The following is a 25,491-nucleotide window of genomic DNA, read 5'->3' as shown; positions in this document are numbered from 1 at the left end:
GCCGGGCCGTGCTCAAACGTCGAGTCACCCCATCGAAAGGTAAGGATCATGGCACCAAGAACGAAGGCCTCCCTCGTGATCGGGGTGGTTGCGGCGGCAGCACTCGCGCTGTCCGGCTGCGGAACCAGCGGCGGGTCGGGTTCGCCAGCGTCGGCGCAGCCGACCAAGACCGAAATCGGGGCCGGTGAGGGCCAGCTGTCCATCCTGGGGTGGCCCGGGTATGTCGAAGACGGCAGCAACGACCCTGCCGTGGACTGGGTGCATCCGTTCGAGCAACAGACCGGGTGCAAGGTCAGCTTCAAGCCGTTCGGCACCTCCGACGAGGCGGTGACCCTCATGCGCACCGGGCAGTACGACGTCATCTCGGCCTCCGGGGATGCGTCGCTGCGCCTCGTCGCCGGCCACGACGTGCAGCCCGTCAACATGAGCCTGCTGAAGAACTATCCGGATATCTACCCGTTCCTGAAGGACAAAGCCTGGAACACCGTCAACGGCGTTAACTACGGCATGCCGCATGGCTGGGGCGCCAACCTGCTGATGTACTCCACGAACAAAGTCACCCCGGCGCCGACTTCCTGGAGCGCAGTGTTTGACGACGCCGCCAAGCACACCGGCAAGGTCACCGCCTACGATTCGCCCATCTACATCGCCGATGCCGCCATGTACCTCATGGCCCACAAACCGGAGCTGGGCATCAAAAACCCCTACGCCCTGGACAAGGACCAGCTGGCCGCCGCCGTGGACCTGCTCAAGCAGCAGCGCACGCACATCGGCGAGTACTGGAGCGATGTAGTCAAAGAGGTCCAGGCCTTTACCTCCGGGAGCACCGTGGTCGGCACCACCTGGCAGGTGGGGGCGAACATCGCAGCGTCCGACGGTGCCAAGGTTGCGACCCTGGTTCCCAAAGAGGGCGCCACCGGCTGGTCGGACACCTGGATGATCGGTTCCAAGACCAAGAACATCAACTGCGCCTACAAGTGGCTCGACTACATCGCCAGCCCCAAGGTAAATGCCCAGGTGGCGGAATACTTTGGTGAATCCCCGGCCAACGCGAAAGCTTGCGCGCAGACCAAGGATCCCAAGCACTGCGAAACGTACCACTCCAGTGATGCCGCGTACGCCGAGAAGATCTGGTACTGGACCACTCCGGTGGCCGACTGCCTCGATGGCCGCACGGACGTCAGGTGCACCGACTATTCGGAATGGACCAAATCCTGGACCGAGATCAAGGGCTGATTCCGGGCCTCAGGCCGTACCGAATCCGGAACAACCGCGGGCCCACGGCCGGCAGAAAATCAGGCGAGATGGCACAACAGACGCAACAGCTCCCGGCCGGTTCGCCCCGCAGCAACGGGGCGGTGCCCCGGGCGAAAACCAACGCCTTCTCGGCGCTGCTTCACCGCTCACCCCGGCTGAGGCTTGCCGCGTTGCTCACGGCCCCGGCCGGCTGGCTGGTACTCGTCTACATCGCCGCCCTGGCGGCGCTGCTGATCACCGCGTTTTGGACCGTGGACACCTTCACCGGAGAAGTGTCCACGGTCTGGACCACCGATAACATCGTCACGGTCCTGACGGATCCGGTGTATCAGCGGATCACGCTGCGGACATTATGGATCGCCGTCGCGGTCACGGTGATCGACATGATCCTGGCATTGCCCATCGCGTTCTTCATCGCCAAGGTGGCTGACGCCCGCTGGGAGAAACTGCTCGTCGTGGCCGTGCTGATGCCGCTGTGGGCCAGCTATCTCGTCAAGGCCTACGCTTGGCGGAATGTCCTGGCCGAAGGGGGTCTGCTGGAGTGGCTGGGAGCGCCGATCGGCCTGTCGTCACCGGGCTACGGCGAGACTGCCGTCATCCTGACGCTGTCCTACATCTGGCTGCCGTACATGATCCTGCCGATCTACGCGGGCTTTGACCGGGTGCCCGATTCCCTGCTGGAAGCCTCCGGGGACCTGGGCGCGAAGCCACTGACCACCATGCGCCTGGTGATGCTTCCTCTGCTGGTCCCCTCCATCATTGCGGGCACCATCTTCACGTTCTCCCTGTCCCTGGGTGACTACATCACCGCGCAGATCGTCGGCGGGACCACCCAGATGCTCGGCACTGTGGTCTACGCCAACGTCGGCGCCGCGAACAACTTGCCGTTTGCCGCCGCGGTGTCGCTGGTTCCGATCGCCATCATCATGTTCTATCTCTTCATCGTCCGCCGTACCGGCGCCCTGAATAACCTGTAGTGAAAGGCGCACCATGAGACTTTCCCGCAGCGCCAAAGCGGTCCTCGGCGTCATTTCCGGGCTCGTGCTCCTGTTCATCTACATCCCGCTGATGCTGGTGGTGGTGAATTCGTTCAATGCGGACCGGACCTTCGGCTGGCCTCCCCAGGGCTTCACGCTGGAGTGGTGGGGCAAGGCCTTTGACTCGCCCGGGGTCAGGGAGGCGGTCGTGTCCTCCTTTTGGGTGGCGGTGGCTGCGACCCTCATTTCGTTGCTGCTGGGCACGCTCCTGGCGCTTTCGCTGCAGCGCTATTCGTTTTTCGGCCGAGACGTCATCAGCCTCCTGGTGATCCTGCCGATCGCGCTGCCCGGGGTTGTCACCGGCATCGCCCTGAACAACATGTTCACTACGATCCTGGGCGTTCCACTGAGCCTGTGGACAGTGGTGATCGCGCACGCAACGTTCTGCATGGTGGCTGTGTTCAACAACGCCATTGCGCGGCTCCGCCGAATGAGCGCCGGCCTGGAGGAAGCCTCCGCCGATCTCGGCGCCGGTGTGTTCACGACCTTCGGCCTGGTGACATTCCCGCAAATGCGTTCTGCCCTGCTGGCCGGCGGCCTGCTGGCCTTCGCGCTGAGCTTCGACGAGATCATCGTCACCACCTTCACGATCGGGGCCGGTGAGACCACGCTGCCGATCTGGATCCTGCAAAACCTCTTCCGCCCCAACCAGGCGCCCGTGGTCAACGTCGTGGCTGTGGTGCTGATCGTGGTCTCGATCGTTCCCATCTGGCTCGCGCAGCGGCTCGCGGGGGACGCGGTAGGCGTCAGCGGGGCCCGTGCGAAGGCGGACCAGGGCTAATCAGCGCCGGTCTCCGCCTCAGGGTCGATGGACACCACCGCCAGGAAGCCGCGGCCCAGGACTTCCGGCGTCGCGGCGTCGGCGCCGACGACGGCGTCGTAGCGGTTCAGTTCGACGCGCTCCGTCTCCGGAATGTCTGTGGCCGGCAGTCCCGTCGGCCCGCCGGCGCTGCCGGCGCCGGCCAGGACGCCGCCCGCGGCCCCCGGGCTGACGGTCGCCTGGCCCTGCAGGAGGATGCCGAACTGGCCCGCGAACACCGGATGGGCGCGCTTCTTGGACAACTCGATGATGGATGTGTAGCCCTTGAAAGAGCCGTTGCGGGTGATGACGTTCAGGTCCCGGATGTCTCCGGTTGGGAGGGCCCCGGCAGACTCCGCGTCGCCGGAGAACCGGAACGGGCGGTACTTCTCGAGCGGGTGCTCGGCGCCGTCCACGCTCAGGAGCAGCAACTCGCCGTCAACGACGGTCAGCACCCGGTCCATCCCGGCGAAGGTGGAGAAGGCGCCCGCCTTGGAAACCTCGGCAATGCTGACACGCCAGTCCCACGCGTCGTCCGGCGCAGCGGTTTGCCGGGAGGCTTGCGCGGGCGGGGTCCGGGGATGCCGCGCCAGTTCCCGGGTCACCCCTCCGCCGTTGCGCCAGGGGATTGCTTTGAGCTCGGCATAGCGGATGATCTCCATGGCCTCAGCCTATCCTCCGGGCGCCGACGCAAAGTCGGCGGCGGCGGCCCGGTCTTGCTAACGTCAGAGGCAGGAAGCGCGCGGAAGGAGCCCGAATGTTTGTCAAAGTGTGCGGTCTCAGCACCCCGGATTCGGTCCGTGCCGCGGCCGACGCCGGCGCGGACGCCGTCGGCTTCGTCCTGACCCGCAGCCCCCGGGAGGTCACCCCGGAACAGGTCCGGAACCTTCTGGGCCACCTCCCGCACGGGCTGCCCGCGGTGGGCGTGTTCCGGCACGAGCCGGCCGCCGACGCAGTGGCCATCGCCCGCCAAGCCGGCCTGGTCTGGATCCAGTTGCACGGCGACCGGTCACCCGCGGACGTCCGGACAGCCCACGACGCCGGGCTGAAGCTGATCCGTGCGGTCACCATGGATGCCGCCCCGGAAGCGTTCGACGACTGGGGCGAGGACCTGCTCCTGATCGACGCCGCTGTCCCCGGCTCCGGCGAAGCCTGGGACTATGGCTCCGTCCAGGCGTTGGCCCTGCACGGACGGAGGTGGCTCCTCGCCGGCGGTCTCGATCCTGCCAATGTGGCCCGGGCAGCGGTGGAGGCCGGGGCCTGGGGCGTCGACGTCTCCTCCGGCGTCGAATCGGCACGCGGCATCAAGGACCTGGCCAAGATCGGGGAATTCGTGCGGGCAGCCAAGTCTGCGGGATGAGGCCGGGGGTGAGGCAGGGGTGCGGCACAGGGGTGCGGCACAGGGCACGGCGCGACTGGACGTCACCGGCCCGGGGGTTGGACGGCCCCGCAAACACGCAGCGGAATGGCAGCAGGGGACGGTTCCCCTGCTGCCATTCCCGTGACCTCCCGGAGTCAAGCGTTCCTCTCGGTGCCTGTACCCGTCGTCGTCGGGTCACTGCCTAGGAGCGCTTGATGATCAGGTGATCGATGTATTCGTCACCCTTTTGCCGGTCGTGCTCGGCCCCCAGCTGAACCTTGCTCAAGCTGCTCCCGAGCATGTTGACGCTCGTGCTGCTGTAGCGCTGCACGCCGTCGAACCACACCTGGATTGTCGACGCGGCGCCGTTGGCCGTCACCCGCATGCTGACGCTGTGCCAGGCGCTGAGCGAAATGCTGCCTGAGATCAGCTTCGTGTAGACAAAGGTGCCGTTCGGTGCCGTCACGCGCAGCCACAGCTGCCCGTTGCTGTTGTAGCGGTAGATGTCGGCAACCCGGGTGGACCCGGAGAAGAAGCGGAAGTACGGAACATCATTGCCTGAGACGCCGGCAACGGTGATATTGAACCGGCCGTCTGCGTACGAGGTCTTGGTGCCCGAGGGGAACGCCGGAGTGGAAAGGTTTGCGACGGACCCGGCGTCCGTGGTCACGTGCAGCTTGGCTGAATGCGTCCCAGCGTAGTACAGGGAGCTGGAAACAGCCGCCGTGCCTGTCCCCGATACCACGGGGATGAGGCCGCAGAGGCCGCCGGACTCAAAACCTGTGGCGATCGCAACGGTGCCGGGATAGGTGTTTGTCGGGGCCGGGCTGCAGCTTGCGGCGTTCGCAGCCGGCGCCGAGCCAAAAACAAGGGAACCTGCTACGAGTAATCCGAGTGTCCCCGCTGTGCTGAGTGCTTTGAGTTTTCTCATTGACTTCACTTTCCGTGAATGGTTCGACTTATTCATGTAGTGCGCCCGCGCCGCGGCAGCGGGCGCACTGGCTTCCGTCACGCCAACTGCACCAACTGCACGACCCCGGAGATGCCGACTACCGCCAGCAGTGCTCCAGTGATGATCACCACGGGCCGGGGCAGGGCCTTGTCCGGCTTCAACACGCGCAGCACATCGCAACTCACGAGCGCCGCCACTGTGGCCAGTCCTGTCAGAAAAATGATCATTTCGCACGCACCAGGGAGCGCTGGGGCCTCTTGAGCTCAAGGCCCAGGAAGGCGAGGGTCAGGATCGACAGGACGCATACGCCCGCCGGCGGCGACCAGAGCCGCGCATAGATCATCGCCGTCGCCACGAGGGTGGACATCGCGAGGCTGAAGGCAATTGCGATGGCGATGCTGAGGGGGAGCGCGCCGGTGGCCTGGGCTGAGCGCGGAGGGTCGAGGCGCAGGAGCAGGACCAGTGCGGTCCCCGGGCCGGCCAGCATCAGCAGCCCTACCACCGCCAGGCGCAGCCCCTCAGGGCCGATAAACGAGAGCGGGATGGCCGCGACGGCGATGGCCGCCGTCGCGTAGCTCACGTAGCTGCGTTCACTTGCCATTGCTAACTCCTTCGATATGAAAGATCACGCCGCCGGGGTTTTCAAATACCTTTGTCCAACCCGGACCGGTGGCGCATGTGGCGATAAAACGTTGAAGGTCGCCAGCGGGAGCCGTGCCGCGAAGCTCCGCTGCCTGCTGCTGGCTGTTCGTGACGATGAGGTACGCGCCCGACTTGTGGGCGATTTGGTTGGCTGCGTCGCAGCTGAGCGGTGCGGCGTTAGGAGCGGGCTCGGCAGCAACGAGCGCCCGGTAGTCATAATCCGCGTAGTGCTGGAATCTCCACGGGGTGTTGCGAACTGCCTCGATGAGGACTGAGCCTTTGGGCGCAGTCGAATAGAGGTGGTCCACCACAGCGAGTTCGTCGTTGTTGAAGCTCTCCATGCCGTCATTTCCGTACCGGGTAACAACCGTGGTCGTCGCCAGGACCGCGCCCATCAGCAGCAGTCCGAGGGCTCGCTTCAGGCCCAGCCCTGCGGCTTTGTCTGACATCAGCGGCAGCACGGTCAGGCACACTGCAAACGGCAGGCTGAAAAGGTACAGGCGCAGGAGAAGCTCACCGCCATACTGCTGGAGGGGAATCAGCAGCAGCGGCGCCACCGCTCCGGCCGCGGCGGCAAGCCACGGCGCCTTCCGCCGGTAGCCCACAAAGGCGCCGACGGCAGCGAGAATCCAGACCAGTGCAACCTCGGCCATGCGGGTGTAGACCACGAACACATGGGCATCACTGCCTGAGACTCTCGCGCTCAGCGCACCGACGCTGTTGGCACCAATGTCACCGAGCGAACCGAAGAGCTGGCCGAAGTGCCCCTGCAGGAACGCTGAAGCAGCAAATAGCAGCCAGCCCACGGGCAGGACCACGGCAAGAACGGGCAGGAAGCGCAACCGGAGGCGGCCGGTCAGGAGCATCGCGGCCAGGATGGGGATCACGGCGAAGGGGCTGAGCTGATGTGAAGCCGTCATGGCCAGCAGGAACAGCGCGCAGACCACAACCAGGGCCGCCGCATCCGCCCTGGGCGGTTCAATGACCCCATATCTGGGCACCGCGCCGTCCAGCTTGCTGACGTTCCGGGCAAGCCATCGGGAGAACCGCGTCCGTTCCGTGGGCCATGCCCATCCGCCAAAGACGCTCAACAGGCACGCCAGCAGGGTGAGCATGAGGACGAACGAATATGCCTGCGGCGACAGGTAGTCCTGGCCAATCCAGCTGCTCAGGTAGAAGATCCAGACAGCCGCCCAGGAGTGGCGCGGATTTGCGGTCAACCTGCGGGCCAAGGCCAGAAGCGGTGCCAGCATGAGGATGTTAATCCCTACCGGCGCCCACGTCGCGATGCCGATGAGGTCCTTGGCTCCCGTCGCGCCGGAGACCATTGCCAAAAGGTTAAAGAATCCGGGCCAGTTGAAATACGCGTCCAGGCTGGTATCCAGTTGCCCCGATTGGGCGATGTTGTCGGCAATGCCCATGTGACGGAAGCTCGCCTCAAGCCGGGGGAGTCCGTGGATGATGGGGTCGGCGCCGTCCAGGATCACCACCGTGACCAGAAGCTGCCAGGTCAGAAGCGTCGGAAGGAGGCGGCGGAGGCTCAAAGAGCCAACGAATCCGGCCAGGCTGAGCGCGAGCGCCACGAAGTACGCCGGGGGGAGGGCAAGAATCAGTCCGGCCCCGCCGATCAGAGCGGGATCGACCTGGGTCATGCTCCAGACGCCGAGGATAAGAGCGGCCGCCGCTGTCGCCGCCAAGGCACCGATATGCCACGTCGGGGTTAGCCCGAGGTTGCGGTGGGTGGGCGGTTTGGCGCCGCTATACCGCGCGCTCGCATCATGCCGGTGGGCGGTGTTCGTGTTCACGGGGGGGCTTGCTGCCGTTTCGCGTGTCATGATCTCTCGTTTCAGGTCGGCTGGTGGCGCGCCGCTGAAGGAATCTCGCCCGCCGCGGCGGCGGACTTCCCTCGGGTCAGGGTGATAAGCCGCCGAGCGGCGATCAGCGATGCCGTCGCTTGTGCAACGGCCCAGAGCACGGAGACTCCCGTGAGGCCGTATTGCTGGGCCACGGCCGCGGCGGGGGCCACGACCAGGATGGCGACCAGGGTGGCGACGATCGTGGATTCGAAAAGTCGCCCTTGGGCCCGGCACAGCCCGTAGTAGACCTGGGTCACGCAGCTCAGGAGCAGTGCCGGAACGAGTACGGGAAGAAGGACCCACTCGGACGCGTACTGCGACCCGAGAAAGCCCAGAAGCAGGGGGCCGGCAAGAAGCAGGATCAGCCCGGCTACGACGGTGAGCAGGAGACTGGCGCGGAGCGCGGAGCCGACGAGGCCCGGCCGCGCCCGCGTTCCCGCCAAGGACGTTTGCAGCGTGAACCCGGCGGACTGCGGCACGAAGAACACCGCGGAGGCCATCATCCACACCACGTACCACGCGGCGGTTGGGGCGGCGCCCAGAGTGGCTGCAACAATGAGCGGAAGCACGTACCCGGGAGCGCGGTCCGCGAGCATGAGGGCATGGTTGGGAAGCCCCGGCTTCAGGAGTTTCAGGGCCGGGCGGGGCCGAAAACCATGCTTCCAGTCGGGGGATACCTTGGCCCGGCCAAGCTGGCGCAAGCCCACGAGGACACTGGCCAGCGCCCCGGCCGCAACCGCGCCCACAACGGCCGCCAGGTCACGGAGCCCCACCGCGAAGGCCACGACCAGGACCGCGAGCTGGACGAGGCTTTGCGCCAGGCTCCTGACCAGGGTCCGGTCGGCACGTTGCTGTGCTACCCCTACGTGGTCAAGCTGGTAGGCGCTCGCGGCAAGCAGCGCCGTGGCCAGGAAGAGGCCGGTGACCAGGGGATCGTTCCAGGCCTCGCCCACGCCGGTGCCGAGCCAGTGCGTAACGATGACCAGCAGGGCCGCGCCAAACAGGGTGAATGCGGCAACTGTGAGCAGGCTGGTGGCGATGAGCCGCCGTCCGCCGTCGGTTTCGGCGGGCAGAAGCGTCAGCGTGGCCGGCCCAACGCCGAGCATCCCCAGTTGCACGGTCAGGAGAGCACCAGAAACCACCGCCGAGCCGAGGCCTATTTCCGCCGGTGGCAGCACGAGGGCCGCGAGCGCCCAGAACAGGAATCCCGTCACCATGGGGGCAATCCTCGCTGCGGCTAACCAGGCAGCATTCCCTCCGACCGAGATGGGTTTGTGGGCCGGCCGCAGGAGTTCCCCGAACATGGCCCGGTAATTGTAGAGGAAGAATCCCATCCAATAGGGCAGGAAGCGCGGCGCGCGGAACAGGGACAGGCCCACACCCCGCACGGTGGCCAGCAGAGGCAGGAGCATGAGCCAGCCGTGGCGCCGGTGCTTGCGGACGGTCCGGGCCGTTCCGGCCCCATCCTGGAGCCACTGGTCCCGGGCATAGTCGAACGTGTCGCCGAACCGGTGCCTGACCACGACGGAGTCCGAGACGCCCAGGTGGTAGCCCGCCTGTTCCAAACGGATCCTAAGCTCCACGTCTTCCCCGGAGCGGAAGTCATCGTCGAAGCCGACCGCGAGGAGCACGTCGCGGCGCATCAGCGTCGCGCTGACGCCGAACCAGCTGCGCACCCGGCTGTGGTTATGGTGCCACGCCAGCGCCGCGCCCCAGTACCCGGGGCCGTCGGCCTCGCTGGCCAACCCGAACTGCAGGCCGTCGTATCCGCCGGACTCGAATTCGGCCAGCAGGCTGCGCAGGCTATCCGGCGGAAGGACGACGTCGGCGTCGATCAGGGCGACGACCTCACCCGTGGCGCGCCGGGCGCCCAGCATGCGTGCGGCCGGCAGGCCGCTGCCCTCGTCGGAGATGACGGTTGCCCCGCATTCGCGGGCGATCGCGGCCGTGTCATCAGTCGAGCAGCCGTCGACCACGATCATTTCGTGCGGGTGTTGGCTGCGGATGGATTCCAGGCACTCAGCCAGCCAGGGCGCGGCATTGCGCGCGGGAACAACAACCGACACCAACAGATCGCTCACGTTGCCTCGCCTCACTCATCCAGTTTTGAGCGGACCAGGTTCGCGATGTAGTCAGAGGCCTGGTCCGCGGACCAGGCGGCCGGCAGCCGGAGCAGCCAGCAGGGAACGTCTTCCAGGGCCCGCCGCACCACAGCCGCCTTCTGCCCGAAATGCTCCTCCAAGGGGACGAGGCTGGTGGCGCCGAGGGCCTCAACGAGCCGCCGCGACACCATGGGCAGCTCGGAATGGAAGTTGCCGACTATCCGGGACGTCATCCACTCCGCGCTCCGTGCTTCCAGCCGTGCGTCCGCCCCGTCGAAACGTTCCAGGAAGATGGCCAGCTGGGTTGGCGCCGCCGAGGAAATCCGCTGGGCACCGAAGACGTGCTCCGGCTGAACCATGCGGTGCTCGGGGGACCAGCGCCGGGTGAACGCGGCCGTCTTGGGATACCGGACAATGACAGGATGGACCGCCGTGGCGAGGTGGGCCACGGGGGTTGTCAGCCATCCGGGGGCCAGGGGCTTGCGCGTCCCCCGGAACATGTCCGGGTAGATGGCGCGGTGGTGGGGTTTGATGAACATCGGTTTGGCGTAGCCCATGAGCATTCCGCCGGCGCCCATGAATGCCCAGTCGTCGGCCATGAACCGCACGTCCTGCATGGCGACCAGCTTCGCCACCGTGCTCGTCTTCCCGACGCCGCCCCAGGCCGGCAAGAGCACCCCCGAGCCGCGGAAATCCACCACCGCGGCATGGATCATGGCCGTCTCGTCCCGGACGCACAGACGGTCCAGGAGCGGAATCACGGAGGTCAGGAGCTCACCGGCGCCTTCGATCCGGTACCCGTCCTTCGTTTCGATAATCTGGACGCGGTCTGCCGGAATGTACAGCGATTCCCCGGTGAAGCGGTAGGCATCCTCGGCGTGCGACTGCCCGAAGACTTGCGAGATTTTTCCGCCGATGCTGATCCGGCGTGGCGCATGCGACTCACCCAGGAACGGGGCGAGCATATCCCGCAGCTGCGGCTCACCCGGGGTGCCTGGCTCCACATCGATGCCCACAATTCCGTGGACGTCGAAGGAGGCTCCGGCGGGGGCGCTGGTCGGCTGTTTCACGTCGCGTTCAGACTGGCTCATAGTCCAAGCTTTCTGGGTTCGGGTTCCTGCGGTCAGGCGGATCCGGCTGCAAACGCTGCACCAAGCGGTGAGCGAGGGAGAAGTGAGCGGGGGAGTTGTGGCCGGGCATCTCTTCCGGAATGTTCACTGGACTTCCCTCCATGGCTCTTCCGGCGCCACAGGGACCGGTTTTTGCGGGGCGGGCGTGGCGGGCAGCCGGCGGCCTCGGACATAACCGGTGGCAGTGGCGCCGAGCACGGCGATGATGGCCGCGGCCCGGCCGAGTCCGGCCCTGTCCTCGCCGCGGAGCCAGCCGCTGACGCCAGCAAACACCGCTCGGGGCAGGATCTGCCGGACATAGCGCCGTTCCGGCCCCAGCGCCCGTTTGTGGCCGACCACCTTGCTGACCTGAGCCTTGGAGATCCCTTCCGACCAGGAACGTTCAAGCATGTAGCGCAAGGTGCCGCGGCCGGGGGGAACGTGGTGGTGGACCAGGGCCGCGGGCTCGTAGACCACCCGGGATCCGGGTGCCCCGAGGACGGCACGGATGCACAACTCGGTCTCCTCGCAGCCCAGCGGAACGGCGCCCTGGCGTCCCAGCGCGGTGTTGAACCCGCCCACACGGTTCAGGACATCGGCGCGGAAGGACATGTTCGCCCCGATGACGTTGCGGACCTCGGCGGCGACTTTGGGCATCCCCCGGTAGGTGCAGCCGACGATCCAGTCGAGCTCGTTGGCGAAGTGGGACGGCCGCCCGGCTTCCCAGAGCGGTTCAACGCGGCCGCCCACCGCCAAGACGTCGATGTCGTCGTACAGGGCGCCGAGCCGCTCGAGCCAATCGGGCGCGGCCTCGGCGTCATCGTCGAGAAACGCCACGATCTCTGCCTTGGCGACGGCAGTTCCGGTGTTCCGGGCCCCGGAGAGACCCTTGGGTCCGTTGTTCTCCACGATCACTGCGTCCGGGACGGTAAAGATCAGCCGCTTGTACAGTTCCACGTTGTAATCAACGACGACGATCGTCTGCTTGGGCGGGACACTCTGGGTTCTGACCGAGTCCAGGGCGCCCATCAGCCTGTCCCATCGGTCCTCCGAATAGGAGCAAATGACCACAGATACGGACGGACTGCCGGAGTGCTCGGACATCCTACTCACCTGCCTGGAGGCCAAGAACGCTGCTGGGATCGGTAGGAACGTGCGGGAACACCGCGTTGGGATACTTGTACTTGACTCGTCGCAGGGCTTCGGGGCGGGCCCCGGCGGTCGGCGCCTCCCAGCTCACCCGCTCGCGGGCAAGAGTGCGGAGAACCCTCCATCCGTCCCGGAACGTGTGCAGATTCGACTGACCGGAGATGCGGGACAGCTCGTGGCTGGGTACCTCGGCGATGCGCAGGCCGGCCCTTGAGGCCCGCACGATCAGTTCCGTTTCGATCTCGAAGCCGTCCGACTTCAGCTCCAGGATGTCAACGCATTCGCGGCGGAGGGCGATGTAGCCGTAGCAAAGGTCTGAGTAGTCGCTGTGGAGAACGGCGTTCGCCAGTCCGGTGAGCATCTTGTTTCCGCTGCTGCGCAGCCACGTGAGGTCATCCGAGCCGCCGCCCGTCACGTAACGGGATCCTTTGACGAAGTCGTATTCGTGCTGCAGCGGAGTAACGAGCCAGCCGATTTCCTGGGGGTCCATGCTGCCGTCGCCGTCGAGCATGACGATGATGTCCCCGGAGGCCGCGGCAAATCCGGCGCGCACCGCGTTTCCCTTGCCCGGGCGGGTTTCTGCCACCACCACGACGTCCAGGCGCAGGGCGCGTGCGACGTCGACAGTGGCGTCCAAGGAACGACCGTCGACAATGACCACCTCATCCACATATGAGGGCATACGCCGCAGAACCCACGGCAGGTTCATCGCCTCGTTCAACGTGGGAATCACCACGCTGACGGACGGATTTGCCGGCGGAGGCGTCGTTTGTGGGCGCACGCTCGGCTTGAGATTTGGGATGGACACTGGCCTCACCACTCAATCGCGTATTCTGTTTGCCTCAACTGCAGCGTTTTCCGGCCCCACGCACCCGGAATTAGACCCAAACTGACGCTGATCAATTGTCGACAACTTAGTTAATTACCCCAGGGCTTAAAGTTTGGTCACGGCACCTTGCATTAACCTTGGATTAACTTGAAGCTTCAATTAAAACTGTGGCGGAGCGGTTGATGGCGGGTTGCCTCCGTGCCAGACTGGCCGAATGTGGACACCCGTTCAAAGGGGGCGCGTGCCGGAAGGCCGCCGGCGTCCCCTCTCTTTCCGGACCATGGTTGTTGCCGCCGTGGTGGTGGTCCCGGCGCTGGCGGCGTGCGGGGCAGACGCGGGCCCTGCGGGCGAGCGGCCGATGTTCACCTCCGTTTCGGCGTCCCCTGCGTCGCCGGCGTCGCCTGGAGACTCGCCAGCGGTTCCGTCCGCCGCGCCGGACGCCGGATCCCAGGCCTCGGCCGCCCCGACGGCGGTGCGTGGCCAGACCCCGCCAAGCGGTGCCGCGTCGGCGGCCGCATCGGCCCCGGGCAATGGGACTGCACCGCAGTCGGGGATGGCCCAGAACTCGGCACGGACCACGGATGTGACCAAGTCCGCTAATCTGCCCGGCTGGAAACAGGTCTTCGTCGAGGACTTCTCCGCCGGCGATGTCCCGCTCGGTGGCTTCCCGGGCCCGCTCTACAGCGCCAAGTGGAGCGCCGGCTACACCGACGGGACACCGGACACTGCCGGGCAAAAGCCAAAGCCCCTCGGCGGGAAGTCTGGCTACTACCCGTCGAAGGTGCTCAGCGTCCGCAACGGAACCCTGGATTGGTACCTGCACTCCGAAAATGGGATCTCGATGGGGGCGGCGCCGATGCCGAAGTTCCCCAACACCAGCTCCAACCCGGCGCGCGCCAACAGCCTGCTCCGCGGCCGGTACTCGGTCCGGTACCGGGCCGACGCCATACCCGGGTTCAAGACCGCATGGCTTCTGTGGCCGGACAGCGGCGTCTGGCCCCGGGATGGCGAGGTGGACTACCCCGAGGGGGACCTGGCCAGCATCATTTACGGCGCTGTGCATTTCGCCCGGAACGGCCGGGACGCGTTCGAGAAATTGGATTCGGACCAGTCCGTAACATCGTGGCATGTGGCCACGATGGAGTGGAGTCCCGGCCGGGTTGAGTTCTTCTTGGACGGCCGGTCCCTGGGGGTCAGCACCAAGGCGCCGACGACGCCCATGCACCTGATCCTGCAGACCGAGTCCTGCCTGACCGGCTGCCCGGCCCCCGCGGCGAGGGGCCACGTTTCGCTCGACTGGATCAGCATCTGGGTGCCGGCCTGAGCCGCACGGCCTACCGCCGGCGCACCGTGAAGGAATCCGAAAAGGCGTAACCGTCTGCGGGGACGAACCGGGCGGCCAGTTCATCCGCCGTGGCCGTGACATCGAGTGTCCCGAAGGCAGGATCCTGGTTCTTGCCGGAGGTGCTGGCGAAATACCGCATTTCCGGGTCATCGGCATGCACGTTGTAGAGTCCGACGCCCCCAACTCCCACCGTGGCGAACACGGTTCCCGAGCCTTGGACCATGGAGCCGTCCGTGTCGGCCAGACATCCGGAGGTGAAGCTGGCGGGGACGAGTTGCGCGCAGTCCGCGCCCGTGGCCAGTTGATGCGTCCGCTGATAGACATGGTCGTGGCCGGACAGGACCAGGTCCACTTTCTTTTCGATCAGCATGTTCGTGAAGTCCTGCCCGGCCAGACAGCCGTAATTGCCGACGCTCAGGCAGGGGGTGTGCATGCCGACCACCGTCCACGGGATCTTCTGCGATTTGGCCTCGTCGATGGCGTCCGCGGTCCAGCGCCAGCGCTCGCTGTCCCGGGAATAGTCCAGCGGCTGCCCGTCCCGGAATTCGATGCCGGGGGAGACCAGAATGAAGCGGACAACGGGATTCCGGGCGGGGACGTCCACCCGCCACTGGGTGCCGTATTCGCCCTGGACGCCCGGCAGCTTGTTGGGCAGGCACTGCACATACTTCTCAATGTCGCCGTCGTGGCCGTCACTCTCATGGTTCCCGGTCACCAGCTGGTAGGGGAAGTCCTCACCGAGACGGGCCGTGACCATGTCGCAGAACTGTTGTTCGAGCCCGGCTTTGTACGCGAAGTCGCCAAGCGTGAGGTTCAGCTGGGGAGCGAGGCCGGCAACGACGTCGAGCACCTTTTTGGCGCCCGTGCTGACGCCGATGTCGCCCTGGGCGGTGAAGTGCACAGACTCTCCCGGCGACGGCGCGGCATTGGTCGACGGCGTGCCAGGACCCGGGGACGGCGGTGCCGGGATCGACGACGGCGTGCCGGGACTCGACGACGGGGCCGGGCCCGGGGGCCCGGGCAGGCACGCGGAGAGCAGCAGGGCGATGCCCAGCAGGCACGCGCCTTGACCCGCCTTGCCATGTTTCCCCAGGGACCTGGCCACGATTCCTCACATCATTTGGTTGAACAGGATTGAGCGGGTGATGCAGTGCGAACATGGGTGATTGCCCGGCATTTACAGGCCAGAGTAGTCCGGCCGCGGAACGATGGCCAGAGAACCCGCTGCCCCCACATTGCGGATGCAGGCTCCGGTCCGGCGCCCACGTCCAGCCAGCCGGACGACCCAGCGCCCCGCGTCAAGGGCCGGCGGGACCCTAGCCCGGGACCGGCTTCCTCGTTAGCATGCTGGGTGGGGGAACACCCCGATCGCCCCGGCGGGACAGGCCCGCCCGTGCTCGAAGGAGACCGTTGTGACACTGCCCGAAGGCTTGACCCCCGGAGTGTGGACGCTGGACATGTCCCACAGCGAAATCGGTTTCACCGTCCGCCATGCGGGCATCAGCAAGGTCCGCGGACGGTTCAACGAGGCCACCGCCGAGGCAAGGGTGCGCGAGTCCCTGGCGGATGCCAGCCTGCACGCCACGATCAAGACGGCCAGCTTTGATTCAGGGGACGCCAACCGCGACGGCCACGTCCGCGGTCCGGACTTCTTCGACGTTGAGAAGTACCCGGATATGACGTTCCGGGCCACCGCGATCCGCGGCGACGGGGAAGACTATGTGCTGACCGGCGAGCTGACGATCCGCGGCGTCACCAAGCCCGTGGAGCTCGAGGTCGAGTACACGGGTGTCGCAGTGGACCCCTTCGGCGCCACCCGGGCCGGCTTCAGTGCCGAGGCGGAGATCAGCCGGAAGGAATTCGGCCTGACTTGGAACGCCGCTCTGGAAGCGGGCGGGCTGCTGGTCAGCGACAAGGTCAGGATCAACGTTGAAGCCGCCATGGTCAAGCAGGCAGATGCCTAGCAACCGGCCCGAAGGCCGGGGATTATTCCGGGGCGGCCCGTAGCGCCAATGTCACTCCCACGGGCGAGAATGGATCCATGAAGACACTCTTGAACCTCATCTGGCTGGTTTTTGGCGGCCTGTGGCTGGCCCTCGGATACTTCTTTGCAGGCATCGTCTGCTGTCTGCTCATCGTCACCATTCCGTGGGGGCTGGCCTCGTTCCGTATCGCGTCCTACACCCTGTGGCCGTTCGGCCGCATGGTGGTGGACAAACCCGGCGGAACCGGCGTATTTACCCTGTTGGGAAACGTCATCTGGCTGCTTGTGGCCGGGATCTGGATCGCGATCGGGCACGTCGTGACCGCGTTCGCCATGGCCATCACGATTATCGGCATTCCGCTGGCCATCGCCAATCTCAAGCTCATTCCGGTGTCGCTGATGCCGCTGGGCAAGCAGATTGTTCCGAGCAATACACCGTTTGTGCCCACCTACGTCCACGGCCCGCGCTAAAGCGGCAGTGCGGACGGCGGTCCCGGCCGTCACTTCCAAGGAACCGGGGGAGAGGATCATGAGCGAACTGGCGTCCGGCGACACGGACCTCGTGCTGGTCATCGTTCGAGAGTTCAGGGCACCCGTCCAGGTGGTGTGGTCCGCACTCACGGACCCGGACCAGGCTCCGCGGTGGTGGGGTCCGCGCGGCTTCCACGTCCCGCGCGAGAGCATCGATGCCGACCTCGAAGTCGGCGGCCTGTACCGCGCCTGCATGATTCAGGACAGCACCGGGGAGGAATTCTGGTGGAGCGGGGTGCACACGGACATCGAGCCGCCGCATCTGTTCGTGTTCACCCATGCGTGGGATAAACCGGACGGCACCCGTGGGTTCGAGACCGAGGTGACCATCCGGCTCGATGAGATCGACGACGGCACCCAGATGACGTTCACGCAGGGTCCGTTCGACTCCGCGGCCAGCCGGGACCGCCACGGTGAAGGGTGGCGTGAGTCGTTCGACAGGCTCGCCAATCACCTCAGCGTTGCCGCCTGAGCGTCGGCGGCTGCCGGTCCGCGGCCCGGATGCCGTCTACGCGAGTTCGCCTTGGAGGTTCCGCCGGGCGGCCGCCAGCCAGAGTCCGCGGCCGCGCTCGGTATGGAAGAGCGGATCAAGCTGCAGCAGCCGGCGGACGACGGCGGCGCGGCCGGCCGCGAAGTCGGCGTCCCCGATGTGCGCGAAGTCTTCCCGGACGGCGCGCCGGTAGCGGGCGTACGCCTCCGGTTCCCCGCCCAGGACCGAGAGATCGGCGTCGCAGAGCAGGGCGCCGGCAACGTCTCCGGGCTGGGGACTGTGGTCCGCCGTCAGCAGTACCAGGCGCACCACCTCGTCCACCTCTGCGGCCGGAAGACCTGCCTGCCGGAGCCGGTCTGCGGCCAGCCGCGCCGATTCCTCCTCGTCCTGGCCCGCTACGCCGCGGTAGACGGCGTCGTGGAACCACGCGGCCAACACCACGTCCCGGGGCGCATCGGCCGGCTCGCACAGCACGTCCAAAGCCTCCAGCACGGCCAGCAGATGGGTGCGGCCGTGGTAGTTGCGGTGCTCCTCGCCCCAGCGGTCCAGCAGGTCCAGGAAGAGGGCGTCATGGCCCGGCATCGTCGCATTCCAGCGGTTCAGGAGCGGGAGCCTGAGGGCCTTCCCGCGCCTGCGGGCCGGGATCCGGAGACCGCTCTCGATCAACTTGCGGACCAGGACCCGTCCTTCCACCGGGACGGCCCCGGCCGCCACCAGGGCCGCGTGCCGGGACTCGGGGACGTCGTAATGGTCGCCGTCGAACGCGCGATCAGAGATGTCGGCGGCTGCAGCGAAGGCGTGCAGTTCGTCCAGTGAAGTGTCCGAAACAAGGTGGGAAAAGCGCGTTCCGTGGGCAGGCCAAAGAGGCGGATCAATGTAGACGGCCATGGAGGCAGTCTAGCGCCGTCCGAGGACACCGCCCGCCCCTGGGATGCTTATGCGGCTATTTTTCCGTGGAAATACCGTAAATGAGGATTAGAATGGGAGCATGCCCAAGATTCGCATTTCCGAAGCGGCCCGTTTCCTCGGCGTCAGTGACGACACCGTCCGGCGCTGGACCGAGCAAGGAAGCCTGACTCCGCTCAAGGATGATGCGGGCCGGCTGGCCGTAGACGGGCTGGAGCTCGCACAGCTCGCCCGGGAGCAGGCCCAGCTGCCGGAGGACCCCGCCCGGGTGGGCAGCTCGGCCCGGAACCGCTTCGTGGGACTCGTCACGGCCATTACGGCGGACACCGTGATGGCGCAGGTCGAGCTGCAATGCGGGCCGTTCCGGGTGGTGTCCCTGATGAGCAGCGAGGCGGTGCGTGATCTCGGCTTGGAGCTCGGTTCCGTCGCCACCGCCGTGGTGAAGGCCACCACCGTCATCATCGAAACGCCCAAAGGAAAGAGCCTCATATGAGACTGCCGCGCAAGCCTTCCGCGCTGATCGTCGCCGTCCTGCTCGCTACCGTCCTGGCTGCGTGCGCGGCCGGGGCGCCCGGCAGCGGGCCGGGTGCGGCATCAAGCACTGGAGCCCCGACCCCTGGCTCAGGGGAGGGGGGCAAGCTGTCCGGAACCTTGACGGTCTTCGCTGCGGCCTCGCTGAAGGCAACTTTCACCAAACTGGCGGCCGAGTTCGAGGCGGCGAACCCGGGCACCAAGGTTGCGCTGAGCTTCGCCGGGTCCTCCGACCTCGTCACCCAGATCAGCCAGGGGGCCCCGGCGGACGTTTTTGCCTCGGCGGACACCAAGAACATGGCCAAGCTGGCCGACGCCGGGCTGCTGGACAGTGCCGCAAGGAACTTCGCCACCAATGTCCTGGCAATCGCGGTCCCGCCCGCCAACCCGGCGTCGGTCGCTTCCTTCGCCGATCTTGCCCGTCCCGGGCTCCGGGTGGTGGTCTGCGCCGGGCAGGTCCCGTGCGGCGCCGCGACCGTCGCGGTGGAGAAGTCCACGGGCGTGACGCTGAAACCGGTCAGTGAGGAATCCTCCGTCACCGACGTCTTGGGCAAGGTCACCTCGGGCGAGGCCGACGCCGGCGTCGTCTATGTCACGGACGTCAAGACCGCCGGAGACAAGGTCAAGGGGATTCCGTTCGCTGAAGCGGACAAGGCCGTCAATACCTACCCCATCGCCACGGTCGGCGCCAGCAAGAACAAGGAACTGGCCGCGGCCTTCGTTGCGCTGGTCACCGGTGCCGAAGGCAGGAAAGTCCTGGGCGATGCCGGATTCGGCGCGCCGTGAGGCACGCATGAGGCACGGCTACCCGGGCGTCCCGCGCTGGATCTATGTCCCCGCCGCGGCGGGCGCCGTGTTCGTCCTGCTGCCCCTCGCCGCCGTCGTCGCGAAGGTCAACTGGCCCCAGTTCCTCCCGCTGGTCACCTCCGAATCGTCCCTGACCGCCCTGGGGCTGAGCCTGCGCACCTCCGCGGCCAGCACGTCGCTGTGCATCGTGCTGGGCGTGCCGCTGGCGCTCGTCCTGGCCCGCGGAGAGTTCCCCGGGCAGCGGCTGCTCCGTTCTTTCGTGCTCCTCCCGCTCGTCCTGCCGCCCGTCGTCGGCGGCATCGCGCTGCTCTACACCTTCGGCCGGCAGGGGCTGCTCGGACGGACGCTGGAACTGGCCGGCATCCAGATCGCCTTTTCGACCACGGCCGTGGTCCTGGCCCAGGCCTTCGTCGCCCTCCCGTTCCTAGTGGTGAGCCTTGAAGGCGCGCTGCGCTCGGCCGGGAGCCGGTACGAGGCCGTCGCCGCGACGCTGGGGGCCCGCCCCACCACGGTGCTGCGCCGGGTGACCCTCCCGCTGGTGCTGCCCGGGCTGGCCTCCGGCGCCGTGCTCTCGTTCGCTCGCAGCCTGGGCGAATTCGGTGCCACACTCACGTTCGCCGGCAGCCTGCAGGGCGTCACCCGCACCCTGCCGCTGGAGATCTATCTGCAGCGCGAGACCGACGCCGACGCCGCCGTCGCCCTTTCGCTCCTTCTTGTCGCGGTGGCTGTCGCCGTCGTCGGGCTGTCCTACCGCGGTGCGGGGGCGGTCGGCACGCAAGGCCCGGGGGCGGCGGAGCGCGCGCCGCGCGAGGGGATGCCCGAGGCTGCGTTGGAGCGGGTGGCGCCTTGAGCGTCCATATTGAGGCCGCCATCGCCGCCCGCGGCTTCGACGTCTCCGTGAGCCTGGCGCCGGGCGAAACCTTGGCCGTGCTCGGTCCCAACGGGGCCGGAAAGTCCACGCTGCTCTCCGTCATGGCAGGCCTGCTCCGCCCGGATACGGGCAGCGGCGAGGTGGACGGCAAGGTCCTGTTCCATCTCGGTCCCGGGGCCAACACCTGGACTGCTCCCTACCGCCGCGGCACCGCCCTCCTGGCCCAGGAGCCGCTGCTGTTCCCGCACCTGAGCGTGCTCGACAACGTGGCCTTCGGGCCCCGAAGCGCCGGCGTGGCCAAGGCCGCGGCCCGGGAAACCGCGCGGCACTGGCTGGCCGAAGTCGACGCGGCGGACCTCGCCTCCCGGCGGCCCGGGGAGCTCTCCGGCGGCCAGGCGCAGCGCGTGGCCGTGGCGCGTGCGCTGGCGGCGGACCCCGGCGTGCTGCTGCTGGATGAACCCATGGCGGCCCTCGACATCCACGCCGCGCCGCTGCTGCGCCGGCTGCTCAGGCGCGTCCTCGCCGGGCGCCGCGCCGTCATTGTCACCCACGACGTCCTGGACGCCTACATGCTCGCCGACCGGGTGATTGTGCTGGAAGGCGGCCGGATCACCGAGGAAGGCCCCGTGCGCGAGGTGCTCCGGCGCCCGCGCAGCCGATTCGCCGCCGGACTGGCCGGGCTGAACCTCGTGGCCGGAGCCGTCACCTCGGCCGGCATCCGGTCGGCCGAGGGCCTGGAAATCGCCGGGCAGCATGATGATCCGCTGGTCCCCGGGCAGGCCGGCGTGGCAGCGTTTCCGCCATCGGCCGTGTCCGTCTTCCTGAGCGAAGCACACGGCAGTCCGCGCAACTCGTTCCGGGTGAGGATCACCGATCTCGAGCCGCACGGCGACCAGATCCGGGTCCGCGCCGGCGAACTGGTGGCCGACATCACGCCGGCCGCCTCCGCGGACCTCGGCCTGGCGCCGGGGCTGGAGGCGTACTTCGTGGTCAAGGCCGCGGCGGTGTCCATCTACCCGGCATAGCTGGTTAGCTTTGGGCGGCGCGAACGGGGTGCTGGCTGACGATGGAGACCCGGTTGAACGCGTTCATCGTGATCGCCAGCCAACTGACCGCGGAGAACTCCTCGAGCGTCAGGTGCTTCCGGGCCTGGGCGCCCTCGTGGTCGCGGGTTCGGGCATCGGAGATGGTGGTGATGGCCTCGGCCAGCGTCAGGGCGGCACGTTCCTTGTCGGAGAAAAGCGTGGTGTCGCGCCAGGCGGCGAGGACGGCCAGTCGCTGGGCCGACTCGCCGCCCTTGACGGCATCGCCCACGTGCAGGTCCAGGCAGAAGGCGCAGCCGTTGATCTGCGAAATACGGACATTGAGCAACTCGATCAGCTTCCCGTCCAGTCCCGCCTCCTCGGCCGCTTCCTTGGCTTTCAGCCCAAGCCCGTTCAGTGCGCGCCAGGCCGCCGGGTGCTGCTTGTCCAGGAATACGCTCCGGTGCTCGGGATTCTGCGGTGCCGCCGACTCATTCATGGATTCCACAATACCGACGAGCTTCTTTGCGGCCCGGAGCGTCGTGTGACAATTTTGTCAAACATGTGACAAAGTTTCGGAGTGGGAGTGTTTGGTTCGACGGCCGGTTCCTTGGGGGACCCGGCCGTCGCGCCACTCCTTCCGGATCGGGCTTCGGCTCGCTGAGTCCCAGGGGTTGCCGCGCGACAACTCCCGGCGATCGCCCGGGGCCGGGCTGGACATGTCCAGTGTTCGCGCCCGCCACCGAGGGACATGTCCAGTGGTCGCTCTCGGTAATGAAGATTTTGTCCAGCGGTCACAGCCCGCAGCGCTGAGCATGTCCTTTCCAAGTGCCCGATCCGGCGGACATGCTCACTTTTCGCATCCAGGCGCACGGAGCATGTCCATTCCTGGCATCGAGGGAAGGGCATGCTGGGATTATGTCCATGCTTCGAGGCCAGGGGAGGGCATGTCCCGCAGTGCCAGCGTGCCGGAGTGCCGGCGCCCCGGAGTCCCGGAGCCCCGGAGTCCCGGAGTGCCCGCGCGCCGGAGTCCCGGAGCCCCGGAACGCCGGAGGGCGACGCCGCGGGGACCCCGGCCCTAGACAGCCGTTTCGCTGTCGGCAAACATGGACCCAAAGGAACCTGTCGCAAAGTTGAGCGGAGTAGACTCAACTTCAGTATCAGCATGTTCCCGGAAGGAGCTCTCTTTGGACGCCAAATTCACCACCAAGAGCCAGGAGGCTCTGGCGGCAGCCGCCATGAACGCCTCGACGGCGGGGAACCCCCAGCTCGAACCTGCCCACCTGCTCAAGGCACTCATGGACCAGCGTGAGGGTGTGGCCGTCGCACTCCTCCGCGCCACCGGGACGGACCCGGATTCGGTCAGCGTCCAGGCCAGCACCGCCATCAAGGCCCTTCCGTCCACCTCCGGCAGCTCGGTGCAGCAGCCGCAGTTGTCCCGCGCCGCCCTGCAGGCCATCAAGAATGCCCAGAGCGAGGCCGAACGGCTCGGCGACACCTTCGTCTCCACCGAACACCTGCTGCTGGGGCTCGCCTCCGGAAGCGACGCCGTCGGGAAGCTCATGCGCGACGCCGGCGCCTCCCATGAGGCCCTGCTCGCCGCCCTGCCGGGTGTCCGCGGCGACCGCAAGGTGGACAATGCCGACCCGGAGAACACCTTCCAGGCGCTGGAGAAGTACGGCACGGACCTCACCGCGATTGCCCGTTCCGGCAAGCTGGACCCCGTGATTGGCCGCGACGCCGAGATCCGCCGCATCATCCAGGTGCTGAGCCGGCGGACCAAGAACAACCCGGTGATCATCGGCGAGCCCGGCGTCGGCAAGACCGCCGTCGTCGAAGGCCTGGCCCAGCGGATCGTGGCCGGGGACGTCCCCGAGAGCCTGCGCGGCAAGACCCTGATCGCCCTGGACCTGGCCTCCATGGTGGCCGGAGCCAAGTACCGCGGCGAGTTCGAGGAACGGCTCAAGGCCGTTCTGGAGGAGATCAAGAGCTCCGAAGGCCAGATCGTCACCTTCATCGACGAGATCCACACCGTGGTGGGTGCCGGGGCCACCGGGGACAGCTCCATGGACGCCGGCAACATGCTCAAGCCCATGCTGGCCCGCGGCGAGCTGCGGCTGATCGGCGCCACCACGTTGGACGAGTACCGGGAGAACATCGAGAAGGACCCCGCACTGGAACGCCGCTTGCAGCAGGTCTTCGTCGGCGAGCCCAGCGTGGAGGACACCATCGGCATCCTGCGCGGCCTCAAGGAGCGCTACGAGGCGCACCACAAGGTTGCCATCGCCGACTCCGCCCTGGTTGCCGCCGCCACGCTCTCCAACCGGTACATCTCCGGCCGGCAGCTGCCGGACAAGGCGATCGACCTCGTGGACGAGGCGGCGTCCCGGCTGCGCATGGAGATCGATTCCGCCCCGGAGGAGATTGACCAGCTGCGCCGCTCCGTGGACCGCCTGACCATGGAGGAACTGGCCCTGGCCAACGAGACCGATCCCGCGTCGGTGGAGCGCCTCGCCGCGATCCGGGCGGACAAGGCGGACAAGAATGAAGAGCTGGCCGCGCTGAACGCCCGCTGGGAAGCCGAGAAGGCCGGCCTGAACCGCGTCGGCGACCTCAAGGCCAGGATCGATGAACTGCGCTCCGCCGCCGAGAAGTTCCAGCGCGAAGGCGATCTCGAGGCGGCGTCGCGGATCCTTTACGGCGAACTTCCCGCCCTTGAGCGGGAACTCAATGCGGCCGCCGAAGCGGAATCGGCCCGGGTGGCCGGCGGCGGGGCCAAGCAGGATCTCATGGTGGCGGACGAGGTCACCGCGGATGACATCGCCGAGGTGATCTCGGCCTGGACCGGCATCCCGGCCGGGCGCATGCTGCAGGGCGAAAGCCAGAAGCTGCTGAACATGGAGCAGGTCCTGGGAGAACGGCTGATCGGGCAGAAGAAGGCCGTCGCCGCGGTCTCGGATGCCGTGCGCCGCGCCCGTGCCGGGATCAGCGATCCCAACCGGCCCACCGGTTCCTTCCTGTTCCTCGGCCCCACCGGCGTCGGCAAGACCGAGCTCGCCAAGTCCCTCGCGGACTTCCTCTTCGACGACGAGCGCGCGATGGTCCGCATCGACATGTCCGAGTACTCGGAGAAGCATTCCGTGGCCCGGCTTGTCGGGGCGCCCCCCGGCTACGTCGGTTACGAGGAGGGCGGCCAGCTGACCGAGGCCGTCCGCCGCCGCCCGTACTCGGTGCTGCTCCTTGACGAAGTGGAAAAGGCCCACCCCGAGGTCTTCGACATCCTCCTGCAGGTGCTCGACGACGGCCGTCTCACCGACGGCCAGGGCCGCACCGTGGACTTCCGCAACGTGATCCTGGTGCTGACGTCCAACCTGGGCAGCCAGTTCCTCGTGGACCCCACCCTCGACGCGGCCGCCAAGAAGGATGCCGTCATGGCCACCGTGCATGCCTCCTTCAAACCGGAGTTCCTGAACCGGCTGGACGAGGTGGTCCTGTTCGATCCGCTGAGCGTGGAGGAGCTGTCCCGGATTGTGGAGCTGCAGGTCAAGGAGCTGGCCGAGCGCCTCAAGGGCCGCCGGCTGAACCTTGAAGTCACCGAGGGTGCCCGCGCCTGGCTGGCGGTAACCGGCTTCGATCCCGCGTATGGCGCCCGGCCGCTGCGCCGGCTGGTGCAGCGTGAGATTGGCGACCGGCTGGCCAGGGCCATCCTGGCCGGCGACATCTCCGATGGTGACACGGTGCTGGTGGACACGGCGCCGGACCTGATGGAACTCACCATGGGCGGCCCGGAGGTCACCGACCGGCCCGACGGCGGCGCCTCCACTGGTAGCGGGCTTTCGGTCCGGCGCAAGGAGTAGCTGCCGCTGGGAGAGCGCACGCACCGCGCGCCGGCAGCCGGGGTCATCCCGGTTG

At 67.3% G+C, this 25,491-nt stretch carries 26 protein-coding genes; 13 read left to right on the top strand and 13 right to left on the bottom strand.

Going from position 1 to position 25,491, the window contains the following annotated elements; translation table 11 throughout:
• Positions 1-48: 48 nt before the first annotated feature.
• The 3 genes from AB4Y72_RS13455 (at position 49) to AB4Y72_RS13445 (ending at position 3,075) form a co-directional block, all read left to right on the top strand.
• Positions 49-1,236, top strand: coding sequence for an ABC transporter substrate-binding protein (locus AB4Y72_RS13455; protein ID WP_441426659.1), 1,188 nt, complete (start codon positions 49-51; stop codon positions 1,234-1,236).
• A 68-nt stretch (positions 1,237-1,304) separates the two neighbouring features.
• A complete protein-coding gene (locus AB4Y72_RS13450) occupies positions 1,305-2,234 on the top strand; it encodes an ABC transporter permease (protein ID WP_441426658.1) in 930 nt (309 codons plus the stop codon).
• 13 nt (positions 2,235-2,247) lie between these two features.
• Positions 2,248-3,075, top strand: coding sequence for an ABC transporter permease (locus AB4Y72_RS13445; RefSeq protein ID WP_441426657.1), 828 nt, complete (start codon positions 2,248-2,250; stop codon positions 3,073-3,075).
• Here the strand turns inward: AB4Y72_RS13445 and AB4Y72_RS13440 are convergent.
• Entirely contained in the window at positions 3,072-3,755 is a 684-nt protein-coding gene (locus AB4Y72_RS13440) for a HutD/Ves family protein (RefSeq protein WP_441426656.1), read from the bottom strand. The genes AB4Y72_RS13445 and AB4Y72_RS13440 overlap by 4 nt on opposite strands.
• A 95-nt stretch (positions 3,756-3,850) precedes the next feature.
• On the opposite strand from AB4Y72_RS13440, the gene AB4Y72_RS13435 reads away from it, so the two are divergent.
• On the top strand, positions 3,851-4,453 hold the full coding sequence (locus AB4Y72_RS13435) for a phosphoribosylanthranilate isomerase (RefSeq protein ID WP_441426655.1): 603 nt from the start codon (positions 3,851-3,853) through the stop codon (positions 4,451-4,453).
• A 202-nt stretch (positions 4,454-4,655) separates the two neighbouring features.
• Here AB4Y72_RS13435 and AB4Y72_RS13430 read toward each other — a convergent pair whose 3' ends face one another.
• From AB4Y72_RS13430 to AB4Y72_RS13390, 9 genes are all read right to left on the bottom strand, one after another.
• Positions 4,656-5,384: a hypothetical protein gene (locus tag AB4Y72_RS13430; protein ID WP_441426654.1), complete on the bottom strand. Its 729-nt coding sequence runs from the start codon at positions 5,382-5,384 to the stop codon at positions 4,656-4,658.
• A 77-nt stretch (positions 5,385-5,461) separates the two neighbouring features.
• On the bottom strand, positions 5,462-5,632 hold the full coding sequence (locus tag AB4Y72_RS13425; RefSeq protein ID WP_441426653.1) for a hypothetical protein: 171 nt from the start codon (positions 5,630-5,632) through the stop codon (positions 5,462-5,464).
• Positions 5,629-6,006, bottom strand: coding sequence for a hypothetical protein (locus AB4Y72_RS13420; protein WP_441426652.1), 378 nt, complete (start codon positions 6,004-6,006; stop codon positions 5,629-5,631). Before AB4Y72_RS13420 ends, AB4Y72_RS13425 begins: the two co-directional genes overlap by 4 nt.
• A complete protein-coding gene (locus tag AB4Y72_RS13415; protein ID WP_441426651.1) occupies positions 5,996-7,852 on the bottom strand; it encodes a hypothetical protein in 1,857 nt (618 codons plus the stop codon). The genes AB4Y72_RS13420 and AB4Y72_RS13415 overlap by 11 nt, the downstream gene beginning before the upstream one ends.
• Positions 7,853-7,893: 41 nt before the next feature.
• Positions 7,894-9,984 (bottom strand): glycosyltransferase, encoded by a 2,091-nt coding sequence (locus AB4Y72_RS13410; RefSeq protein ID WP_441426650.1) that lies wholly within the window; start codon positions 9,982-9,984, stop codon positions 7,894-7,896.
• 11 nt (positions 9,985-9,995) lie between these two features.
• Positions 9,996-11,096, bottom strand: a complete 1,101-nt coding sequence (locus AB4Y72_RS13405; protein ID WP_441426649.1) for a hypothetical protein — start codon at positions 11,094-11,096, stop codon at positions 9,996-9,998.
• A 123-nt stretch (positions 11,097-11,219) separates the two neighbouring features.
• The gene (locus tag AB4Y72_RS13400; protein WP_441426648.1) at positions 11,220-12,218 is read right to left on the bottom strand and encodes a glycosyltransferase family 2 protein; all 999 of its coding nucleotides are present in this window, start codon (positions 12,216-12,218) and stop codon (positions 11,220-11,222) included.
• 1 nt (position 12,219) lies between these two features.
• Positions 12,220-12,999: a glycosyltransferase family 2 protein gene (locus tag AB4Y72_RS13395; RefSeq protein ID WP_441426647.1), complete on the bottom strand. Its 780-nt coding sequence runs from the start codon at positions 12,997-12,999 to the stop codon at positions 12,220-12,222.
• Between the two features lie 321 nt (positions 13,000-13,320).
• Complete coding sequence (locus tag AB4Y72_RS13390) at positions 13,321-13,683, bottom strand: hypothetical protein (protein WP_441426646.1); 363 nt, start codon at positions 13,681-13,683, stop codon at positions 13,321-13,323.
• On the opposite strand from AB4Y72_RS13390, the gene AB4Y72_RS13385 reads away from it, so the two are divergent.
• Positions 13,676-14,416, top strand: coding sequence for a glycoside hydrolase family 16 protein (locus AB4Y72_RS13385; protein WP_441426645.1), 741 nt, complete (start codon positions 13,676-13,678; stop codon positions 14,414-14,416). The genes AB4Y72_RS13390 and AB4Y72_RS13385 overlap by 8 nt on opposite strands.
• A gap of 10 nt (positions 14,417-14,426) precedes the next feature.
• Here the strand turns inward: AB4Y72_RS13385 and AB4Y72_RS13380 are convergent, their stop codons facing one another.
• Positions 14,427-15,542, bottom strand: coding sequence for a metallophosphoesterase (locus tag AB4Y72_RS13380; RefSeq protein ID WP_441426644.1), 1,116 nt, complete (start codon positions 15,540-15,542; stop codon positions 14,427-14,429).
• Between the two features lie 307 nt (positions 15,543-15,849).
• Between AB4Y72_RS13380 and AB4Y72_RS13375 the strand changes: the two genes are divergently transcribed.
• From AB4Y72_RS13375 to AB4Y72_RS13365, 3 genes are all read left to right on the top strand, one after another.
• Complete coding sequence (locus tag AB4Y72_RS13375) at positions 15,850-16,401, top strand: YceI family protein (RefSeq protein ID WP_441426643.1); 552 nt, start codon at positions 15,850-15,852, stop codon at positions 16,399-16,401.
• A 77-nt stretch (positions 16,402-16,478) separates the two neighbouring features.
• Entirely contained in the window at positions 16,479-16,892 is a 414-nt protein-coding gene (locus tag AB4Y72_RS13370; RefSeq protein ID WP_441426642.1) for a YccF domain-containing protein, read from the top strand.
• A 58-nt stretch (positions 16,893-16,950) separates the two neighbouring features.
• Positions 16,951-17,424: an SRPBCC family protein gene (locus tag AB4Y72_RS13365; RefSeq protein ID WP_441426641.1), complete on the top strand. Its 474-nt coding sequence runs from the start codon at positions 16,951-16,953 to the stop codon at positions 17,422-17,424.
• 36 nt (positions 17,425-17,460) lie between these two features.
• Here AB4Y72_RS13365 and AB4Y72_RS13360 read toward each other — a convergent pair whose 3' ends face one another.
• Positions 17,461-18,330, bottom strand: coding sequence for a DUF4031 domain-containing protein (locus AB4Y72_RS13360; protein WP_441426640.1), 870 nt, complete (start codon positions 18,328-18,330; stop codon positions 17,461-17,463).
• Positions 18,331-18,430: 100 nt separating this feature from the next.
• Between AB4Y72_RS13360 and AB4Y72_RS13355 the strand changes: the two genes are divergently transcribed.
• The 4 genes from AB4Y72_RS13355 to AB4Y72_RS13340 are packed head-to-tail and all read left to right on the top strand — an operon-like array spanning position 18,431 to position 21,582.
• On the top strand, positions 18,431-18,841 hold the full coding sequence (locus AB4Y72_RS13355; protein ID WP_441426639.1) for a TOBE domain-containing protein: 411 nt from the start codon (positions 18,431-18,433) through the stop codon (positions 18,839-18,841).
• The gene (gene modA, locus AB4Y72_RS13350; RefSeq protein WP_441426638.1) at positions 18,838-19,665 is read left to right on the top strand and encodes a molybdate ABC transporter substrate-binding protein; all 828 of its coding nucleotides are present in this window, start codon (positions 18,838-18,840) and stop codon (positions 19,663-19,665) included. The genes AB4Y72_RS13355 and modA overlap by 4 nt, the downstream gene beginning before the upstream one ends.
• 7 nt (positions 19,666-19,672) lie before the next feature.
• Positions 19,673-20,536, top strand: a complete 864-nt coding sequence (locus tag AB4Y72_RS13345; protein WP_441426637.1) for an ABC transporter permease — start codon at positions 19,673-19,675, stop codon at positions 20,534-20,536.
• Complete coding sequence (locus AB4Y72_RS13340) at positions 20,533-21,582, top strand: sulfate/molybdate ABC transporter ATP-binding protein (RefSeq protein ID WP_441426636.1); 1,050 nt, start codon at positions 20,533-20,535, stop codon at positions 21,580-21,582. Before AB4Y72_RS13345 ends, AB4Y72_RS13340 begins: the two co-directional genes overlap by 4 nt.
• A gap of 4 nt (positions 21,583-21,586) precedes the next feature.
• Here AB4Y72_RS13340 and AB4Y72_RS13335 read toward each other — a convergent pair whose 3' ends face one another.
• Positions 21,587-22,078 carry a carboxymuconolactone decarboxylase family protein gene (locus tag AB4Y72_RS13335; protein ID WP_441426635.1) on the bottom strand — a complete coding sequence of 164 codons (492 nt, stop codon included), beginning with the start codon at positions 22,076-22,078 and terminating at the stop codon, positions 21,587-21,589.
• 688 nt (positions 22,079-22,766) lie between these two features.
• Between AB4Y72_RS13335 and clpB the strand changes: the two genes are divergently transcribed.
• Positions 22,767-25,436 carry an ATP-dependent chaperone ClpB gene (gene clpB, locus AB4Y72_RS13330; protein ID WP_441426634.1) on the top strand — a complete coding sequence of 890 codons (2,670 nt, stop codon included), beginning with the start codon at positions 22,767-22,769 and terminating at the stop codon, positions 25,434-25,436.
• The last annotated feature ends 55 nt before the right edge of the window (positions 25,437-25,491 follow it).

The sequence above is a fragment of the Arthrobacter sp. YAF34 genome (assembly GCF_052113245.1).
Lineage (GTDB): Bacteria > Actinomycetota > Actinomycetes > Actinomycetales > Micrococcaceae > Arthrobacter.
This window is presented reverse-complemented; position numbering and strand designations above follow the sequence as displayed.

What these genes read in the sequence shown, in the direction of transcription:
- AB4Y72_RS13400 (WP_441426648.1), bottom strand. Translation starts at nt 12,218, where the DNA reads ATGTCCGAGCACTCCGGCAGTCCGTCCGTATCTGTGGTCATTTGCTCC.
- AB4Y72_RS13445 (WP_441426657.1), top strand. Translation starts at nt 2,248, where the DNA reads ATGAGACTTTCCCGCAGCGCCAAAGCGGTCCTCGGCGTCATTTCCGGG.
- AB4Y72_RS13450 (WP_441426658.1), top strand. Translation starts at nt 1,305, where the DNA reads ATGGCACAACAGACGCAACAGCTCCCGGCCGGTTCGCCCCGCAGCAAC.
- AB4Y72_RS13405 (WP_441426649.1), bottom strand. Translation starts at nt 11,096, where the DNA reads ATGAGCCAGTCTGAACGCGACGTGAAACAGCCGACCAGCGCCCCCGCC.
- AB4Y72_RS13345 (WP_441426637.1), top strand. Translation starts at nt 19,673, where the DNA reads ATGAGGCACGGCTACCCGGGCGTCCCGCGCTGGATCTATGTCCCCGCC.
- AB4Y72_RS13440 (WP_441426656.1), bottom strand. Translation starts at nt 3,755, where the DNA reads ATGGAGATCATCCGCTATGCCGAGCTCAAAGCAATCCCCTGGCGCAAC.
- AB4Y72_RS13455 (WP_441426659.1), top strand. Translation starts at nt 49, where the DNA reads ATGGCACCAAGAACGAAGGCCTCCCTCGTGATCGGGGTGGTTGCGGCG.
- AB4Y72_RS13335 (WP_441426635.1), bottom strand. Translation starts at nt 22,078, where the DNA reads ATGAATGAGTCGGCGGCACCGCAGAATCCCGAGCACCGGAGCGTATTC.
- AB4Y72_RS13370 (WP_441426642.1), top strand. Translation starts at nt 16,479, where the DNA reads ATGAAGACACTCTTGAACCTCATCTGGCTGGTTTTTGGCGGCCTGTGG.
- AB4Y72_RS13355 (WP_441426639.1), top strand. Translation starts at nt 18,431, where the DNA reads ATGCCCAAGATTCGCATTTCCGAAGCGGCCCGTTTCCTCGGCGTCAGT.
- AB4Y72_RS13435 (WP_441426655.1), top strand. Translation starts at nt 3,851, where the DNA reads ATGTTTGTCAAAGTGTGCGGTCTCAGCACCCCGGATTCGGTCCGTGCC.
- AB4Y72_RS13360 (WP_441426640.1), bottom strand. Translation starts at nt 18,330, where the DNA reads ATGGCCGTCTACATTGATCCGCCTCTTTGGCCTGCCCACGGAACGCGC.
- modA (WP_441426638.1), top strand. Translation starts at nt 18,838, where the DNA reads ATGAGACTGCCGCGCAAGCCTTCCGCGCTGATCGTCGCCGTCCTGCTC.
- AB4Y72_RS13420 (WP_441426652.1), bottom strand. Translation starts at nt 6,006, where the DNA reads ATGGCAAGTGAACGCAGCTACGTGAGCTACGCGACGGCGGCCATCGCC.
- AB4Y72_RS13430 (WP_441426654.1), bottom strand. Translation starts at nt 5,384, where the DNA reads ATGAGAAAACTCAAAGCACTCAGCACAGCGGGGACACTCGGATTACTC.
- AB4Y72_RS13365 (WP_441426641.1), top strand. Translation starts at nt 16,951, where the DNA reads ATGAGCGAACTGGCGTCCGGCGACACGGACCTCGTGCTGGTCATCGTT.
- AB4Y72_RS13425 (WP_441426653.1), bottom strand. Translation starts at nt 5,632, where the DNA reads ATGATCATTTTTCTGACAGGACTGGCCACAGTGGCGGCGCTCGTGAGT.